General features: G+C 63.3%; 15 protein-coding genes and 1 pseudogene. 10 read left to right on the forward strand and 6 right to left on the reverse strand.

The features are described 5' to 3' along the window. The first annotated feature begins 196 nt into the window (after window positions 1-196). Together HU230_RS01905 and HU230_RS01910 are read left to right on the forward strand one after the other, a co-directional pair. The gene (locus HU230_RS01905) at window positions 197-1213 is read left to right on the forward strand and encodes an alpha/beta hydrolase (RefSeq protein WP_176533216.1); all 1017 of its coding nucleotides are present in this window, start codon (window positions 197-199) and stop codon (window positions 1211-1213) included. Window positions 1214-1271: 58 nt separating this feature from the next. Then, window positions 1272-1757, forward strand: a complete 486-nt coding sequence (locus tag HU230_RS01910) for a VOC family protein (protein WP_176533215.1) — start codon at window positions 1272-1274, stop codon at window positions 1755-1757. 77 nt (window positions 1758-1834) lie between these two features. Here the strand turns inward: HU230_RS01910 and HU230_RS01915 are convergent, their stop codons facing one another. Both HU230_RS01915 and HU230_RS01920 read right to left on the reverse strand, forming a co-directional pair. Beyond that, window positions 1835-3280, reverse strand: coding sequence for a sensor histidine kinase (locus HU230_RS01915; protein ID WP_176535183.1), 1446 nt, complete (start codon window positions 3278-3280; stop codon window positions 1835-1837). Further along, window positions 3280-3974 (reverse strand): annotated as a pseudogene (locus tag HU230_RS01920) (response regulator). Before HU230_RS01920 ends, HU230_RS01915 begins: the two are co-directional and overlap by 1 nt. A 469-nt stretch (window positions 3975-4443) precedes the next feature. On the opposite strand from HU230_RS01920, the gene HU230_RS01925 reads away from it, so the two are divergent. The 3 genes from HU230_RS01925 to HU230_RS01935 all read left to right on the forward strand — a co-directional run bounded on the left by HU230_RS01925 (window position 4444) and on the right by HU230_RS01935 (window position 7046). Next, window positions 4444-6213 (forward strand): glycosyltransferase family 39 protein, encoded by a 1770-nt coding sequence (locus tag HU230_RS01925; protein ID WP_176533214.1) that lies wholly within the window; start codon window positions 4444-4446, stop codon window positions 6211-6213. Between the two features lie 196 nt (window positions 6214-6409). Beyond that, window positions 6410-6652 carry a ComEA family DNA-binding protein gene (locus HU230_RS01930; protein WP_176533213.1) on the forward strand — a complete coding sequence of 81 codons (243 nt, stop codon included), beginning with the start codon at window positions 6410-6412 and terminating at the stop codon, window positions 6650-6652. 64 nt (window positions 6653-6716) lie between these two features. Then, the gene (locus tag HU230_RS01935) at window positions 6717-7046 is read left to right on the forward strand and encodes a hypothetical protein (RefSeq protein ID WP_176533212.1); all 330 of its coding nucleotides are present in this window, start codon (window positions 6717-6719) and stop codon (window positions 7044-7046) included. A gap of 67 nt (window positions 7047-7113) precedes the next feature. Here HU230_RS01935 and HU230_RS01940 read toward each other — a convergent pair whose 3' ends face one another. Then, complete coding sequence (locus HU230_RS01940; protein WP_210284290.1) at window positions 7114-8268, reverse strand: hypothetical protein; 1155 nt, start codon at window positions 8266-8268, stop codon at window positions 7114-7116. Between the two features lie 2 nt (window positions 8269-8270). Then, window positions 8271-8981, reverse strand: coding sequence for a FecR family protein (locus tag HU230_RS01945; RefSeq protein ID WP_176533210.1), 711 nt, complete (start codon window positions 8979-8981; stop codon window positions 8271-8273). A 237-nt stretch (window positions 8982-9218) separates the two neighbouring features. Between HU230_RS01945 and HU230_RS01950 the strand changes: the two genes are divergently transcribed. Next, window positions 9219-10523: a phospholipid carrier-dependent glycosyltransferase gene (locus HU230_RS01950; RefSeq protein ID WP_176533209.1), complete on the forward strand. Its 1305-nt coding sequence runs from the start codon at window positions 9219-9221 to the stop codon at window positions 10521-10523. A gap of 153 nt (window positions 10524-10676) precedes the next feature. Here HU230_RS01950 and HU230_RS01955 read toward each other — a convergent pair whose 3' ends face one another. After that, window positions 10677-11309: an OmpA family protein gene (locus HU230_RS01955; protein ID WP_176533208.1), complete on the reverse strand. Its 633-nt coding sequence runs from the start codon at window positions 11307-11309 to the stop codon at window positions 10677-10679. Between the two features lie 162 nt (window positions 11310-11471). Between HU230_RS01955 and HU230_RS01960 the strand changes: the two genes are divergently transcribed. The 3 genes from HU230_RS01960 to HU230_RS01970 all read left to right on the forward strand — a co-directional run bounded on the left by HU230_RS01960 (window position 11472) and on the right by HU230_RS01970 (window position 14818). Continuing rightward, window positions 11472-11714 (forward strand): hypothetical protein, encoded by a 243-nt coding sequence (locus HU230_RS01960; RefSeq protein ID WP_176533207.1) that lies wholly within the window; start codon window positions 11472-11474, stop codon window positions 11712-11714. A 310-nt stretch (window positions 11715-12024) separates the two neighbouring features. Then, window positions 12025-13188: a winged helix-turn-helix domain-containing protein gene (locus tag HU230_RS01965; protein ID WP_176533206.1), complete on the forward strand. Its 1164-nt coding sequence runs from the start codon at window positions 12025-12027 to the stop codon at window positions 13186-13188. Between the two features lie 304 nt (window positions 13189-13492). After that, a complete protein-coding gene (locus HU230_RS01970; RefSeq protein ID WP_176533205.1) occupies window positions 13493-14818 on the forward strand; it encodes an MFS transporter in 1326 nt (441 codons plus the stop codon). A gap of 136 nt (window positions 14819-14954) precedes the next feature. On the opposite strand, the gene HU230_RS01975 is transcribed toward HU230_RS01970, so the two are convergent. Further along, window positions 14955-15143 carry a hypothetical protein gene (locus tag HU230_RS01975; protein WP_176533204.1) on the reverse strand — a complete coding sequence of 63 codons (189 nt, stop codon included), beginning with the start codon at window positions 15141-15143 and terminating at the stop codon, window positions 14955-14957. Window positions 15144-15419: 276 nt separating this feature from the next. Here HU230_RS01975 and HU230_RS01980 point away from each other — a divergent pair, with 276 nt between their 5' ends. After that, entirely contained in the window at window positions 15420-16526 is a 1107-nt protein-coding gene (locus HU230_RS01980) for an efflux RND transporter periplasmic adaptor subunit (RefSeq protein ID WP_176533203.1), read from the forward strand. The last annotated feature ends 128 nt before the right edge of the window (window positions 16527-16654 follow it).

The raw sequence follows: 16654 nt of genomic DNA on the forward strand, positions 1-16654 counted from the left end.
CGGATTTTTCCGGTCGGACCGCGGCGGAGACTAGGACCAAGTCCGTCTGTCGTCCGCGCCGATTGCCGGAAACCGCGTTCACAAAATCGTGCATCGGATCAGCGGCCGCGAGATGCGCCCGTTGCGCAACCGATCATGCGCGCTGCTATGCTCGATCGCACCGGATCGGACGAAGAAATCCGGAAGGGAGCGAACCATGATGCCAGCAGACCATTCGCGGCGCACCATCATCAAGGGCATCGGCGTTGCGACGGCAGCCGGTGTGCTCGGCGCAGCGCCGGCGCAGGCCGCGACCGCAGTTCCTGCGGAAGGAGAAATATGGAGCAACGAATACTGGGCGAAGAAGGGTGACATCCCGCTGTGGATGTTCCGCAAGCGGATCGGCGCGCCGAAACCGGGCGAGCCGGCGCGGCCCGTGGTGTTCTTCGTCCACGGCTCGTCGGTGACGTCGAGAGTGTTCGACCTCACGGTGCCCGGCAAGGGCGAGTATTCGCTGCTCAACGTCTTTGCGCGCTACGGCTTCGACTGCTGGACCATGGATCACGAGAATTACGGCAAGTCGGGCCGCACCTCGGGCAATGCGGATATCGCGAGCGGCGTCGAGGATCTGAAAGCGGCGGTCGAGGTGATCGCGCGCGAGACCGGCGAGCGGCGATATCACTTCATCGGCGAATCCTCCGGCGCGCTGCGGGCGGGTGCCTTCGCGATGGCCGCGCCCGAGCGCATCGATCGCCTGGTGTTCGCCGCCTTCACCTACAAGGGCGAGGGCTCGCCGACACTGGCAAAGCGCGCCGAGCAGCTTGCCTACTACCGCAGCCACAACATGCGCACGCGCGACCGCGACATGATCCGCTCGATCGCGACCCGCGACAGGCCGGGCACGTCGGACCCCGCGGTGATGGAAGTGTTGGCCGATGTCGAGATGCAGTTCGGCGACCAGATCCCGACCGGCACCTATCTCGACATGACCGCCAATCTGCCGGTGGTGCATCCGGAGAAGGTGCTGGCGCCGGTGCTGCTGGTCCGCGGCGAATATGACGGGATCGCGGCGGTCCCCGATCTCGAGGAGTTCTTCAACAAGCTGCCGAATGGCGACCGGCAATTCATCATCCTTCCCGGCACCGCCCATTCGGTGGCGCTGGCCATCAATCGTGAGCTGTTCTGGTATGTGACACGGGCATTTCTGACCATGCCGACGCCGATCGTGACCTGAGGCAGCCTGCGGCAGGACGCCGCAGGAAAAATCTGCGCGGCGATGTCGGGATCCGGCTATGCGGTTCGTCCTCGGGGCACAACCCCGCCAAACAGGAGTTCTTCGCGTGGCCAATCCCAAAATGATCTTCGTCAACCTGCCGGTCAGCAACCTTGCCCATGCCACCGCATTCTATGAGGCGATCGGCGCGACCAAGAATCCGCAATTCTCCGACGAGACCGCCTCCTGCATGGTGATCTCCGACACCATTTTCGTCATGCTGCTGACCCACGACAAGTTCCGGCAGTTCACGTCGAAGAAGATCGCCGACGCCAAGACCACGAGCGAAGTGCTGGTTTGTCTCTCCGCCGACAACCGCGACGCAGTCGACGGCTACGTGACCAAGGCGAAGGGCGCGGGCGGTACGGCCGATCCGTCGCCGAAGCAGGATTTCGGCTTTATGTACGGCCGCAGCTTCGAGGATCCCGATGGTCACATCTGGGAAGTGATGTGGATGGATGTCGAGGCCGCGATGAAGGCGCAGGCCGCGGCGGCCACCGCCTGAGACGCCGCGCCGTGCAGGCGTTCGAGGCCCACAATAAGCGACAGTTGGCAATCCGCTTGACGGATTGAGACGGCACCTCAGTCTGCGGAGACGCCGTCCGGCCGGACTTCGGTCATGGCCTGGGCGGCTTTTCTGCCTGAAGGCAGGTCGGCTTGCCGGCAGCCTGGGACCGGAAAGTTCAGTTCGACCGTGGTGCCGCCTCCAGGCGTCTCGCAGAGGGAAACGGTGCCGCCGTGGGTGGTCATCACCTGGGAGACGATCGAAAGCCCCAGCCCCGTTCCTTCCGTGCGGGTGTTGCCGCGCTTGAAGGGCTCCAGCAGCAGTTCGGGCTGACCGAGTTGGAGTCCCGGCCCGTAGTCAATCACGCTCAACCGCGCTGGTGCTCCGACCTCGATGAGGACGGAGCCACCGGCGCTGCCATGCGTCACGGCGTTTCGGATCAGGTTCGAGAGCGCGACGGCGATCGCGGTTTCCGAGCCACGCACCCAGACCGGGTGACGAGGCTCGGTAAACTCGATATCGCTTCCGTTCTTCAATGCCATCGGCACGTGTTCGGCCGCAACCCTGCGCGCGAGCGCCGCAAGATCCATCTCGATCAGTTCGGCAGGTTCCGCGGAGATGCGCGCGAGCTGGAGCAGCATGGTGACGATCGACGACAGCTTCTGGTTCTCGGCTATCAGCCTGGCGCGCAACGGAGCGTCCTCGACCTGCTCGAGGATGGTGCGCGCATTGGTCAAGGGCGTACGCAGTTCGTGTGCCGCGTTCGACAGGAAATTTCGTTGCGATTTCGACGCGACGTCTATTCGCGATAGCGCGCGATTGAAAGCCGCGACGAGAGGCAAGAGCTCGGCTGGCGCATCCTGTTCCGGCAATCGGCGGCCATCCGAAACCCCATCGATCATCTCGGCGGCCGCCGCGACGGCCCGGACGGGACGCGCGATGAGCGTCGGCACGAAAACCATCGCGGTAAACGCCGTTGCCGCCAGGACCAGGATGATCGGGAGCGCAACAATCGTCGCATCGGTGAGCATTCCGGTCGTCAGTTGCGCGGCCGTATAGGCCACGCCGCCGGTTTCAATCCACACCTCACCCACGGGCGTGTTTCTGACGGCCGACATCTTCTTCAGATTCGTGGTTTCGCCGTCGAACGCGTAGGCGAGGAAACTCGTCCCGTCGCGCGATGTCTGAGTCTTTTGCGGACGCCACTTCGGGATCGGGCCGTAGCTGACCTCTCCACTCTTGTCGGACACGACATACCAGAATGTCGGGAAATTGCGGGTGATCTCGTCCAGCCTCGAGGTCCGTTTGAGAGCCAGTTGCCCGGTCTCGTTGCGGATGACGGCTTCCTTCAATGCATCGGCGACGTCGGCGGCGGCCCAGGTGCCGTCATCGTCGCCGCCAAATCGGATCAGCAAGGCTGCTGCGCAGAGCAGCATGATGGTCGTTACGGCGCCGATCAGCGTCGCGGACAGCACCGCGATCGAGCGATGGACACGCTTGAGCCTTTGCCACTTCAAAATCATCATTCGCCACTCAGCAGATATCCGAGGCCACGGACCGGTTTGATGACGACCTTGCAATTGGCCGCGCGGAGGCGCCGGCGCAGCCGCGAGCGGAGGCGCCGGCGCAGCCGCGAAACGTGAGCCTCGATCGCGTTTGATTGAATCTCGTCGTCAAAGCTGTAAGCGGCAACTTCAAGGGTCTCGCGCAGGACAACGCGCCCAATGCGCCGGACCATCGCTTCCAGAATCGCCAGTTCACGCCGCGGGACAACAATGGGCGCGTGATCGACGCAGACCTCGCGATTGAGGACGTCGTAGCTCAGATTGCCGATGCGACGATCGCCCCTCGATCCAGAAACAGACGGCGCAGCACCGCCTTGGCTCGCGCAATCAGCTCGATCGGCTCGAATGGCTTGGCCACGTAGTCGTCCGCCCCGCCGTCGAGGGCACGAGCAATATCAAGGGGGTCATCAAGTGCCGTCAGCACGATCGTCGCGGGGCTGGGCTTCTGCTGCTTCAGGTCGCGCAGCAAGGCCAGACCGTCGCCATCCGGCAGTCCACGGTCGATCACCACGAGTTCAAAGCTTCGCACGGCGACTGCGGCGCGACCCTCCTCAAGCGTCGTGACCATGTCGGATGCGCCGAAGGCCGTAGCCAAGGTATCCCGCAGCCATGGCCCAAGCTGAGGGTCATCCTCCACGACCAGAACTCGCACCGCATTCTCCCAAGCATAAGCCACGGCCTTCTACCATTACGGACGGATTACAGTAAGATTACGGCCGGCAAGAAAACTGCGGTGTCCACACGAATGCGTGGATGTGATTGGCCTTTTCCTGGGCGTCGATCGGCCATTCGCGAATGGCCGTGGTGATCGGATCGACACCTGATGGGGGCTCATCCGAAAGACTCAATCAGGGGCGCCGCACACATCAGCGCTCCAGGGCCGATCAGCGTCATGACAGCGAGCGAGCTTTCGCATGCGCATCCCCTCTCGGCGATTTCCCCGCCAGGGACGTCGATCAACATGACCGGCGAATGACGGCGCCTCGGCGCGCGCAAGATTACGTTGACAGAGGCGTGAACGGACCCCCGTCAGGCTATCGTAATGGTCGCTGTGAAAAGCATGGCGGACAACGCGGCTCGCGTCGCGCTTTCCGATCTCCATCCCCAGGCTTCCGAACGATATGCCGGTCGATTTTGCGTTCTCAGCGATGGCCAAGCGGTCAGATCGCAGCCCGGCGTCATGGCGCCGTCCGTTCAATCGATGGCTGGAGGGAGTCGAGGCAGGGTGGTCGGTGCCGCTGCTGCTCGCCTGCTTCGTCGGCATCTGGACGGTGTATCTGTCAGTGGCCTATCACGGCGCCGGCCTGCATCCGGACGTGCTGGAGACCTGGACGTATGGCAGGCATTTCGCATGGGGTTATCCCAAGCATCCGCCGTTGATGGGGTGGACGACGGGTGCGTGGACCGCGGTCTTTCCGCTCACCGATTGGTCGCTGCAGCTGATGGCGATGACAAATGCGGCGTTGGCGTTGTGGTTCGTCGATCTCATTGCAAGAAGGTTCGTGACCGGGCACAAGCGCCTGATCGTGCTGCTCCTGCTGATGCTGACCCCGGCATACCAGTTTCATGCGCAGCGCTTCAACGCCAACGCCGTGTTGCTCGCGGTCTGGCCGCTTGCAACCTACTGCTTCCTGCGCGCCTTTGAAACGAGGGCGCCGTTCTGGGCGATCGCTGCGGGTGTCGCGGCGTCGCTTGCAATGCTGGGCAAGTATTACTCCACCTTTCTGATCGCCAGCTTCGCATTGTCGGCAATCATCCATCCCTCGCGACGAGCCTATTTCACGTCTAGTTCGCCTTGGATATCCGCTGCTGTCGGGCTGATTGCGCTATTTCCGCATCTGCACTGGCTGGCCACGACAGGCGCGGAGCCCATCCACTATGCCGCGACACATGTGGGGGCCGGTTTTCCTGCGTCGCTGCGGGATGCCGTCAATTTCCTGTTGGGCCTTGCTGCGGCGACGAGCGTGTCCGCCGTGACGTGGGCGATGATCGCTGGGTATCGGATCAAGCGCCTTCCGCGGGATCTCGCGGCGGCGGATCCCAACCTGAAGCTCATCGGCCACGTCGCGATCGGCACGATCGCTCTTCCTTTCATCACGTCCCTATTGCTCGGCACCGACTTGCCGTCGCTATGGGCGCTTCAGGGATTGTTCCTGCTCGCCGTGCCGGTCGTGTGCAGCACGCGTTATCCGATCGAGCGGTTCTATACGGTCAATGCAGCGCTCCTGGTTGCTGGAATTGCAATCGCCGCCGCCGTGATGGCGGCCCCAGCCCATGCGCTCTACCGCAACAGCTACGGTTATGAGGAAGGGCGAAACGTCTATCACCAGGCGGCAGACAAGCTCACCCGGCTGTGGCATGAGCAGATGGGCACGCCTTTGTCGATCGTCGGCGGCAACGATAGCCTCGGGGTTGCGGTGGCCTTCTACAGCTCCGATCACCCGCATTACGGCGATCCTTTCGCGTACCAATATTCATTGGCGCTGCCTCGCCAGGTGACACCGGAGCGCGGCTGGGCAGCGCTCTGTTTCGATGACCAGCACGATTGCCTTGAATGGACCGGGCAAATGGCGGCTCACGCCGGAAGCTATGTCAAACGTGAGTTTTCCGTTCGATCGAGCCTGTTCGGAATTCCAGGCATCAAGCGAAACCTCGTTGCATTCCTGGTGGCGCCGCTTCGTGAGCCGGACGATGCACCGTCAAGCCTCGTCAACGATGCCGGTCAGGGCGGAAGACATGTTTCTCCGCAAACCGATCCGCCGCTCCGCGCCGAGCCGGATGTCGCGCTGCCGGAGAATCAGCCGCCGGGAAATGCGCCGCAGACGACCGATCCAGGAGCGAACATGCTGGTGGATCATGGAGCAGCAAGGCTCTTCGTCGTGCTGCTTTGATCAGGCTTATTCCCGGAATGCCGCCGTGATGATCGCACCCGTAATCTTGCGGTAATCGGCTCCCGCTTTATCGGCGGCGGGGTCAAGGGCGTCGTATCACGAAGGATAGCGGTCCATGCTTATCAGGTTGGTTTGCATCAGCCTCGGCGTTTGCGGAGTCATCGGTGCCACCGCGGTCGCGCAGACATCTCCATCAATGACCGGTTCAACTCACCCGGCAACCGCAACACGACCGTCGATCGGGCGCGCCGACAAGATCAACCTCAACACCGCTCCTGTCAGCGAGCTGGTGAAGCTTCCGCACCTCAGCGTGCGCGGCGTCACTGCGATCACGGAGGCGAGAGCAAAGTCAAAGTTCAAGGATTGGAATGATTTCGTGGCCCGACGGGTTGTGCCGCGATTCGTCAGGAGCGAGCTCAAGGAGCTCGTCACGTTCTAGAGAAGCTCTGTCGATCGCTAAAAAAGGCGGCGCGGTTGTTGAACGCGAACAAGGATATGCTTCAATGAAGCGAGTAGCTGTTTTTGCCACAGTGGCGGTGATCGCTGTGGGATGTCTTGCGTCGACAGAAGCCACGGCAGGTGGCCGGCCGGGCGATGCGGTGGCTGTTGGCATCGTCGGCGGCCTGGCCGTCGGCGCGCTGTTGGGCTCCACCATGGCTGCCGGTGCGGCTCCGGCCTATGTCTACGAGAGGGACTATTATTCGCCGGCCCCTGTCGTCCACTACCATCGTCACGTGTACGAATACGGCGACGAATATCCGGGCGGATATGATTACGTCTATCGATCCGGGTACCGGGAAGGTTACTCGGACGGCTATTGGGACAACGATTGAACGCAGATCGGCGTCGTCGCCGGCTGACCGTTGTGATACGGCGCGGGTCCGGACGAGCGGCCCCGCCCTAATAATTGATCCGCAGCCCCACGCCGCCGTGAAGCGTGTTGCCGACCGGCTGCGGTCCGGCGGTGCCGTTGAGGAAGAGGTCGGCGATCCAGCCCTTGGTGATGCGGAAGCCGACGCGGCCGCCATATTCGAACCAGCCCTGGTTGCCGATCGTCGGCACGATGGTGCCATCGCCGGTGACGGTGGCGACGATGCCGGAATGGGTGGCGAAGGATTGCACCCAGCCGCCATTGATGTTGGTTTCGATGTTCGATCCGAACAGATGCGTCCACTGGCCGCCGATCTTGACCAGGCTGGTGCGATCGGTGCCGTCGGCGATGGTCGCGTCGAACGGATTGAAGGCAATTGCAGGATCGCTATAGCCCTTGACGCGCTGCCAGAGCTGCCAGACCTCGACCGAAGCCGCGACCTCGTCGCGCGCCGACAGCCGGTTGATCCAGCCCGCCCGCCCATAGACGCCGTAATTCTCGCTCGAGGTCTGGCCGGTGACCGACACCGGGCCGAGGTTGGTCGCGTAGCTGCGGGTGTAGCGCACTTTCTCCGACGGCGAGAGGATGGTGCCGATATCGAAGAACGGCCGCGACGAGCCCCAGTCGACGAAGTCGTAGCGCAGGGCGAAGGCGCCGATCGGGGCGCTGGTGACGTTGTAGCCGCCCTCGCCATATTGGGTGTAGGCGATGCCGGCGAGCAGCGACAGGTTCGGCGTAATGGTCTTGCGGCCATGGATGCCGGCCGAGAACGAGCCGGCGGAGCCGAAGGCACTGATGCAGTCGTCGCAATTGACCTGCTCGTTGACGCCGAGCAGCACCGATCCGAGCACGCGGTTGGTGATCATCTGGTTGAAGCGCTGGTCGGCGAGGTTGTTGATCGAACTGCCGCTCGACGGTGCGCCGGTGATCGGTGTTGGCGACGGGCTGGGCGTCGGTGTCGGCGTGGGCGTAGGTGTCGGCGTTGGCGATGGTGTGGCAGTAGGTGTCGGCGTCGGCGTTGGGGTCGATGTACAGTTTGACGACGCTGACAGCGTATCGGGATTCGTACAGTTCGGCGTCGGGCTCTGCGCCTGAGCCGGCGCAGCCCCTGCCTGCAGCATCGTGAGCGACAGCGCCATGGTCAGGACCGCCGACAGGACCAGGTGATGGATATGCCGCACCATGCTCACCGTCCGCACAGCATGCCGGTCGGGTCGTCCGCGACCGGCGGCGTCACCGGCGACGCGTCCGCGAACTGGGTGACGGTGCAGAGGCCCGCGGCCTGGGTGCAGGTCGCGGCAAAGGTCCAGGGCGGGTTGTTGGTCTTCTGGATCGTGGTGCGGCCGCCGCTCGAGGTGATGATCGCGGTGTCGCCGGGCTGAGTCAGATCGATGCATTGCCGGTTCGACGTACACACCGTCGATGCGCCTTCCTGCAACACGACGGTGGTCTTGCCGCGCTGCGACAGGATGTCGAGCACCGTGCCGCGAACGCCGATGGTCGCAAGCGGCGTCGTGATCGTGTAGGCGGCCTTGTTCGAGTGGCCGGTGACGAAGCGGAACGCTCCCGAGGTCAGGCGGATTGCAACATCGCGATAGTGATGCTCGTCGTCGAACACGGTGCGGTCGAGCTTGAGCGAGGCATTCGGTCCGAGCGACAGGTTGGTGCTGTCGGCCATCACCAGCCGGGCGGCGCTCTCGAGGCCGGTGCGCACCGTCTCGTCGCGCAGCAGCGCGTCGCCGACATTGATCGGTGTGGTCGCGGCCGCAACGCGGACAACCTCGTTCTTCACCATGGCCGCTTCGCCGACGCGCGTCTGCGCCTGAACGGGATGAGCCGTCAGTGCGACCGCAAGACCGAGTGCAAGGAGAGAGAAAAAGCTGTGGCGCGAATTCATTGCAATACCGATCGACCTACCCTCTCATCGTACCGGATCGCGGACGCAGCTGATATTGTATAATTGTCACAAGCCGTGTTGAGTTGCGCCGGATGGTTCGTGTCGATGGATTCGAAAATGCTCCGTCGCTGCGGACATCAACGTGAGATTTGATCACACTCGTCACATACATCACACTCCTGGCTGTCGTAGCTCACACTTCGCTCACACTGGTTCCCCTCGCAGCGTGCTCGTCCTTTGATCATCGCATCCGAATCTCCTTCTGTTCTGCGGCGTCCCGTCGCGCGCACGGCGATCGTCGCGACGATCATCTTCATCGTCGCCCATGTCGTGTTGCTGCTCGGGATCACCACGCCGGACAAGCTCTATTTCGATGAAGTGCATTACGTGCCCGCGGCGCGCCAGATGCTGTTGCCGGTGATCGAGGGCCCGATCCTCAACCCGATGCATCCGCCGCTCGCCAAGGAGATCATCGCGCTGTCGATCAAGGCATTCGGCGACGTGCCGCTCGGATGGCGCTATCCCGCGGCGCTGTTCGGCGCGCTTGCGCTGGTCGCCGTTTATCTCGGCGCCCTCGCACTGTTCGCCTCGCAGGAGCGCGCCATCGCAGCCGTGCTGCTTGCCTTCTTCAACCAGATGCTGTTCGTGCAGGCGCGGATCGCGATGCTGGATATTTTCGCGCTCGCCTTCTGTCTGTTCGCGATCGCAGCCTTCATCCACGGCTTCAGGCAGAAGCGCCCGCAGTCTACCTTCGCGCTGACGGGAGTTTTCGCAGGGCTTGCCTGTGCCTGCAAATGGAGCGGGCTGTTCGTGCTCGCGACCTGCATCGCGATCGTGGCGGTGATCAGCCTGATGCAGGGCTGGCGCACCCGCTTCGCCGACGCCAATGCGGAGGACTGGTACCGGCCGGACCTGTGGCCGGATTTCCGTCTTCGCCACTTCATCGTCTGTTTCGTGCTGATCCCGGCGGCCGTCTATCTCGCGAGCTTCGTGCCGCTGTACGGCTTATCGTTCACCGACCTCGTCGAGGCACAGCGCCGCATCTTTGCCGACAACACCACGACTGCGATCGCGGGCCACACCTATATGAGCTCATGGCCGTCCTGGCCGTTCCTGGTGCGCCCGGTCTGGTACCTGTTCGAGAAGGTCGGCGATGACAGGTTCGCCGCGATCGTGTTTCTCGGCAATCCGCTGGTGCTGTGGCCGGCGTTGATCGCGCTGATCGTTGCGCTGCGCGACTGGATCGCGACCCGCAGCCGCGATGCGTTTCTCGTGCTTGCGTTCTATCTCGGCCCGTATCTCGCCTGGGCGCTGCTGCCGCGCACGCTCGGTTTCATCTATTATTACCTGCCGGCCGCGACCACAGCGAGCTTCGTGCTGGTCTACGCCTTGACGCGCAAGGGGATGCCGCGCTGGCTGTTGTGGGCCTTCGTGGCGGTCGGATGCGCAGGCTTCATCGCGATGCTGCCGATCACGATTGCCGCCATCGGGACGTCGATGGCGACCTTCAATCGGCTGATGCTGTTCCAGAGCTGGATTTGAATCTCTCGGAACAAGCGATCCGCCTGCCGGGCGTGACGGGCGGATCCAGAGCGTTTTCGAGCGAAGTGGACGCCGGTTCGCGTGAAGAAAACGCGTTCAGATGAAAGGCGGAGCTTCGGTTCAATCTGAACCGAAGCTCCAGGCTGCGGGAGATTACTGCGACGCCGTCTTGGCATCCATGTTGACGACCTGCACGCGGCGGTTGGTCGGGTCCATCGGTGCGCTCGGATCCTTCGGCCGGGTCTTGCCGTAGCCGACGGTCACGAGATCAGAGCCGTTCAGGCCGTAATGCTCGACCAGATAGTTCTTGATGGTGTCGGCGCGGCGCTCCGAGAGATCCTGATTATAGGCCTCGCTGCCGATCGCGTCGGTGTGGCCGGCGACGACGAAGGTCGAGCCCTTCATGCTGGCGTCCGACAGCGCCTTGCCGAGCTCCTGCACCGCTTGGGCGGAGCCCTTGGCGATGTCAGCCGAGTTGTAGTCGAAGTGAATCTCCAGATCGATCTTCGGCTTGTTGGCGGCGATGTCGGCGATCTCCTGGCGTTCGCCCAATGACAGCGATCGGGTCTGCCGGTTGCGAACGGTGTTGAGGAAGCTCGCCTCCTTGGCCGAGGCGGCCGGGTCGACCTGCGTGCCGGCGGAGAGGCCGCGGGTGGCCGACTTCGGCTTCAGCGCATTGAGGATCTGGGCGGCCGGAACGGTGTCGCTGCCGGCCAGTGCGACGCCCGCCGTCATCGATAGCGCAGCGCCGATCGTCAAAAGAGCCAAGGAAAAGGAGCGGGTCATGGTTTTGATCCTTAAATGCCAGGCCAGCCAATCCGGCTGTTGTCGTTTTGATGCTGCGAATCTAGGACTGGTTCAAAGCCGCGAATGTGATCTATGTCACAGTTGAATGGACCGGCCCCTGTCTCGTGCCGTGCAGGGGCCGGCGACGGAGAGGAGAACATCTTGGCCCAAGTCAATCGTGTCCTCCGCTCGATCAATGACGAAGGCGCTTCGCGTTGCGTCGATATCTTCGTTCGCCCGGAAGGGACCATCGGTTTCGAGGAATATCGGCGGGACGTGGAGGATGGCCGCGGCTGGTTTCCGGTTGGCGGTCATTCGTCCCGGGTTTTCCATGAGGAAAACGCCGCGCTCGCGGCGGCGATGGCGGACGTTCCCTGGTTGCGGCGGGCCATTGGATCGGACTAAAGAGCGATGAGATTTGGTTGAGCTGAAACGGCGTCAAAAGTTCACCTCTCCCTTGGGAGAGGTCGATTTGCGTAGCAAATCGGGTGAGGGGTTACGGTCTATCGAGAGGGCAAGAGCCGTCACCCGGATTGCTTTGCAATCCGACCTCTCCCCGCCGGGGAGAGGTGATCCGAAACCTTGGCGGGTCGATTCAACCAAATTCATCCCGCTTAGCTGCAGCCCGGGGCGCCGAAGCGTGCACAATCGGCGGAGCTGATTTCCCTGACGCGGCTCTCCACAGCAGCGCGAATCTCACTACATTGCCTGGGCAATGCCCCGCGTCGCCGAACCCTTATCCCTGAACAATGCCGCCGCCCGCCATATCTGGCTGCGCGCGCAACGGCTCGATACGACGGCGCCGTTCGGGGACGGGGCATCAGCCGTGGCCGCTGCCGTCGATCATCTCGGCTATGTGCAGATCGACACCATCAACGTGATCGAGCGTTGCCACCACCACATCCTGTTCACCCGGATTCCGGACTACCGCCGCGCCGACCTCAAGCAGGCGCAGAGCCAGGACAAGAGTGTGTTCGAATACTGGACGCACGCGCTGTCCTACGTGCCGTCCAAGGACATCAACATCTTCCTGCCGGCGATGAAGGCACACAAGCGCGAGGGCCATAAATGGTTCGCGTCGGTGACGCCGTCGGATACCCGCAAGGTGCTGCGGCTGCTGCGGGCCGGTCCGCTGACCATCCGCGACATCGAAGACGACGTGCTGACCGAGAAGGAGCACCTCTGGCAGAGCCGCAAACCCTCGAAGCGTGCGCTGCAACTCGCCTTCTATGGCGGCGTGGTCACGATCAGCGAGCGCGCCGGCATGCTGAAGACCTACGAGCTGATGAGCAGGCATTTCGGCTGGGACAAGCCGCCGACGCCCGCACCGGCATCGGCGCGGATCGCCTATCTGCTCGACCGCGCGCTGCGCTCGCAAGGCATCGTCAGCCTGGATTCGATCTGCCATCTGGACGCGCCGAGCAAGAAGGCGGTGCGCAGCCTGATCGAGGCGAGGGTGCGCCGCAAGGAGCTCGTGCGGATCGCGCTCGACGGCGCCGGCAAGCAGGAGCATTGGGCGCGGCCCGAAGTGCTGGAGGAGACCGGCGAGGGTGATCCTGCCCTGGTTCACATCCTCTCGCCGTTCGATCCGCTGATCATCCAGCGCAAGCGCACCGAGCTGTTCTTCGGTTATGGCCACCGCTTCGAGGCCTATGTGCCGAAGGAGAAGCGCCTGTTCGGCTATTTCGCGCTGCCGGTGCTGGTCGGCGACGATATCGTTGCCGCCCTCGACCTGAAGACCGACCGGCAGAACCGGAAGCTCCTGATGCAGAAATGGAGCTGGGTCGGCAACGGCAAGAAGCAGGCGGGTCGCAAGGAGCTGAAGCGCCGCATCGAGGAGGAGCTCGACCGCTTCGAGCGTTTCCAGCTCGCGGAGTAGGGCTGGCTTTTTCATTCGTCATTGCGAGGAGCGAAGCGACGAAGCAATCCATCCCGATCTGTGGCGCCATGGATTGCTTCGCGGAGCCTGTCATCGGGCGCGCGTTCGCGCGACCCGTTGGCTCGCAATGACGCGGGGGCGGGATTGACGTGCCCCAGTTCTACCATGCCGATGCGAACGATCCCGCCCCCTGGGGGAGGTAGTCCGGGTTCCGGTCTGGCCTGTGTGCTATGAGTTTTTGCCATTGCTCAATGCGGGGCCACCCAATAATCCTCAAGGCAAGCAATAGCTTTGGGGGAAGCAGATGAGCCAGTCCGCAACCGTCGCGCCCGATCGCGGCGCCCGCAGCGAGATCGAGACGTCCACGATCCGCGCGATCTCCTGGCGGCTGATCCCGTTCCTGATCCTGGCCTACTTCTTCTCCTATCTCGACCGCGTCAATCTCGGCTTCGCCGCGCTGACCATGAACAGCGAGCTGAAGTTCTCGCCGGTGGTGTTCTCGTTCGGCGCCGGCATCTTCTTCATCGGCTATTTCATCTTCGAGGTGCCGAGCAATCTGGCGCTGGAGAGATTCGGTGCCAGCAAATGGATCGCCCGCATCATGGTGAGCTGGGGCATCCTCTCGGCACTGATGGCGGCGGTCTACGACGAGCACAGCTTCTATGCGTTGCGCTTCTTCCTCGGCGTCGCCGAGGCCGGCTTCTTCCCCGGCATCATCCTCTATCTCACCTACTGGTATCCGGCCGAGTATCGCGCGCGATTCCTCGCCGCCTTTGCGCTCGCGGTGCCGATTTCGACCGTGATCGGCGCCCCGATCTCCGGCCTGTTGCTCGGGCTGGACGGCGTGATGGGGCTGAAGGGCTGGCAGTGGCTGTTCGTGATCGAGGGCATTCCCTCGGTGTTGCTCGGCATCGTCACCTGGTTCTATCTCACCGATCGGCCGGAGAAGGCCGATTGGCTCTCGGCCGAGCAGAAGGCGTGGCTGAAGGCGAAGCTCGATGCCGAGGTCGCAGCCAAGCAGGCGGCGCAGCACTTCACGCTCGGCCAGGCGCTGTCCTCGCCGAAAGTACTGGCGCTGAGCGCGATCTATTTCGGCTTCGTCGCCTCGCTCTACGGCATGCAGTTCTGGCTGCCGCAGATCGTCAAGGCGTTCGGCCTCACCAACGCGCAGACCGGATTCGTCACCGCGATCCCCTATGCGTTCGGCACCGTCGCGATGATCCTGTGGGCGCGCCGGTCCGACGCCGCGCGGGAGCGCGTGTTTCATGTCGGCGCTCCGCTCTTGCTCACGGCGCTGGCGCTCGCCGTCTCCAGCTACATCACCGATCCGACCATGACCATGGTCGTGCTGACGGTCGCCGCGATCGGCGTGTTCTGCACCTTCGCGGTGTTCTGGACGCTGCCGACCGCCTGGCTGTCAGGCACCGCCGCCGCCGGCGCGATCGCGCTGATCAACTCGATCGGCAACCTCGCCGGTTTTGGCGGGCCCTATCTGATCGGCTGGGTGAAGGAGACGACCGGCAGCACGTCGACCGGCCTCTTGGTGCTGTCGCTGTTGCCGCTCGCGGCCGGCCTCCTGGTTTTCCTCGGCAGCCACGAGACCAAGACCGAGTTCGCGAGCGCGAAGTAGCGATGATGCGAGCGTCGTGACGGTTGCGTAGGATGGGTAGAGCGAAGCGAAACCCATCCTACATTGTCCGCCTACATTGTCCGCGGCGAGATGATGGGTTTCGCTTCGCTCTACCCATCCTACATTACTTGGCGGCTTAGACCGGATATCGCCACTTCAGTGCGCGGCGCACGAAGAAGATCGCAGCCAGCGTGACGCCGAGCGCTGCAAGCCACGTCCATATCAGGATGCCGCCTTGCGCCAGGGCGTAGCGCTCGGAGCATGTCAGCGCCACCAGAAGGCCGACCAGGGCTGCGCCCGCCCAATAGAGCGGCGAACGCAGCATCCCGGTCGCGGCACGCTCAGCCGCCCGTTCGTGCGCTCTGCCGGCAAACCAAATCCAGAAACCGGTGAAGCCCAGGGCCAAAATCCATGACGTGGCCGCAACCTCGCATGCCGCTGCTTCCGTGACCGTAAAAGACCGAAGCTAAAGTCGAGGTATCCGGGCGAAACAGGCCGATTCCGGCCCGTCCTCACGAATTGGTTATCACTGACGAATATTGACATTTATCAGTGATAAATCGATACTCTTCATCAGTCGTCAGCCCGATGGAGATTTCAGATGTTCGCTCGTTCCGTTTTGTCGAGCTATTACAGGCTCTTGACCGGAGCAACGCTGGCCTTCGCGGTGTTCGCGCTGACCGGCTGCAATGAAAAGGCAGCCGAAACGGCTGACCCGGGACGCCCCGTTCTGGTGGCGACCGTCCATTACGAGGCCGAAACGCCTGAGCGCAGCTTTGTCGGCACCATTAAGCCCCGTATCGAAGCCGATATGGGCTTTCGGGTTGCCGGCAAGGTGGCCAAGCGGCTGGTCGAGGTCGGACAGACAGTCGACGTCGACCAGCCCTTGGCCACCCTCGATGAGGTCGATTTGAAGCTGCAGGCCGAGCAGGCGGAGGCGGAATTCCGCGCCGCCACCGGCGTGCTGGCGCAGGCCGCGGCCGCCGAGCAGCGCGCCAAGGACCTGAAGGCCAAGGGCTGGGCCACCGATGCGGCGCTCGATTCCGCCAAGGCCGCCGGCGACGAGGCGCGGGCGCGGCTGAACCGCGCCGAGCGCTCGGTCGAGCTGACCAAGAATTCGCTCTCTTATGCAACGCTGGTGGCCGACACGAGGGGTGTCGTCACCGCGACCATGATCGAGCCCGGCCAGGTGGTTGCCGCGGGCCAGGCTTCGATCCGTGTCGCCCGACTTGGCGAGAAGGAAGCTGTCGTCGCGATCCCCGAGACGCTTCTCGCTCGTGCCAGGTCGGGCGTTGCCACGGTGACGCTGTGGTCGGATGCCAAGAAGACCTATGCCGCCAAGCTGCGCGAGGTCGCGCCGCAGGCCGATCCCGCCACCCGCACCTATCTCGCGAAGTTCTCGCTGCCCGACGCCGACGAGGCCGTCTCGCTCGGCATGACCGCAACCCTGACCCTGGCCGACAAGGCGACCGAACGGGTCGCCAAGCTGCCGCTGTCGGCGCTGTACAGCCAGGGCGGCGATCCCTCGCTCTACATCGTCGATGACAAGGGCGACATCGCGCTGAAACCGGTCAAGGTGAAGGCCTATGAGAGCAACAACGTCGTCATCTCCGGCGGCGTCGACGATGGCGCCAAGGTGGTCGCCCTCGGCGTGCAGAAACTCGATCCGAGCCAGAAGGTCCGGGTCGTCTCGTCGCTGTCGTTCTGATTGGTCGTTGTTCCGTCATTGCGAGCGAAGCGAAGCAATCCCTCTCGCAGCAAGACAAGTGTGGATTGCTTCGTCGCTAACGCTCCTCGCAATGAGGGCCGTGGCGATAACGGTTTGGGGATTTGGAG

This window comes from Bradyrhizobium quebecense (assembly GCF_013373795.3).
Taxonomy (GTDB): Bacteria; Pseudomonadota; Alphaproteobacteria; order Rhizobiales; family Xanthobacteraceae; genus Bradyrhizobium; species Bradyrhizobium quebecense.

Bases quoted from the DNA above. Each gene is read 5' to 3' on its own strand.
- HU230_RS01905 (WP_176533216.1), top strand. From the start codon at position 197: ATGATGCCAGCAGACCATTCGCGGCGCACCATCATCAAGGGCATCGGC.
- HU230_RS01910 (WP_176533215.1), top strand. From the start codon at position 1,272: ATGCGGTTCGTCCTCGGGGCACAACCCCGCCAAACAGGAGTTCTTCGC.
- HU230_RS01915 (WP_176535183.1), bottom strand. From the start codon at position 3,280: ATGATTTTGAAGTGGCAAAGGCTCAAGCGTGTCCATCGCTCGATCGCG.
- HU230_RS01925 (WP_176533214.1), top strand. From the start codon at position 4,444: ATGCCGGTCGATTTTGCGTTCTCAGCGATGGCCAAGCGGTCAGATCGC.
- HU230_RS01930 (WP_176533213.1), top strand. From the start codon at position 6,410: ATGACCGGTTCAACTCACCCGGCAACCGCAACACGACCGTCGATCGGG.
- HU230_RS01935 (WP_176533212.1), top strand. From the start codon at position 6,717: ATGAAGCGAGTAGCTGTTTTTGCCACAGTGGCGGTGATCGCTGTGGGA.
- HU230_RS01940 (WP_210284290.1), bottom strand. From the start codon at position 8,268: ATGGTGCGGCATATCCATCACCTGGTCCTGTCGGCGGTCCTGACCATG.
- HU230_RS01945 (WP_176533210.1), bottom strand. From the start codon at position 8,981: ATGAATTCGCGCCACAGCTTTTTCTCTCTCCTTGCACTCGGTCTTGCG.
- HU230_RS01955 (WP_176533208.1), bottom strand. From the start codon at position 11,309: ATGACCCGCTCCTTTTCCTTGGCTCTTTTGACGATCGGCGCTGCGCTA.
- HU230_RS01965 (WP_176533206.1), top strand. From the start codon at position 12,025: ATGCCCCGCGTCGCCGAACCCTTATCCCTGAACAATGCCGCCGCCCGC.
- HU230_RS01970 (WP_176533205.1), top strand. From the start codon at position 13,493: ATGAGCCAGTCCGCAACCGTCGCGCCCGATCGCGGCGCCCGCAGCGAG.
- HU230_RS01975 (WP_176533204.1), bottom strand. From the start codon at position 15,143: ATGCTGCGTTCGCCGCTCTATTGGGCGGGCGCAGCCCTGGTCGGCCTT.
- HU230_RS01980 (WP_176533203.1), top strand. From the start codon at position 15,420: ATGTTCGCTCGTTCCGTTTTGTCGAGCTATTACAGGCTCTTGACCGGA.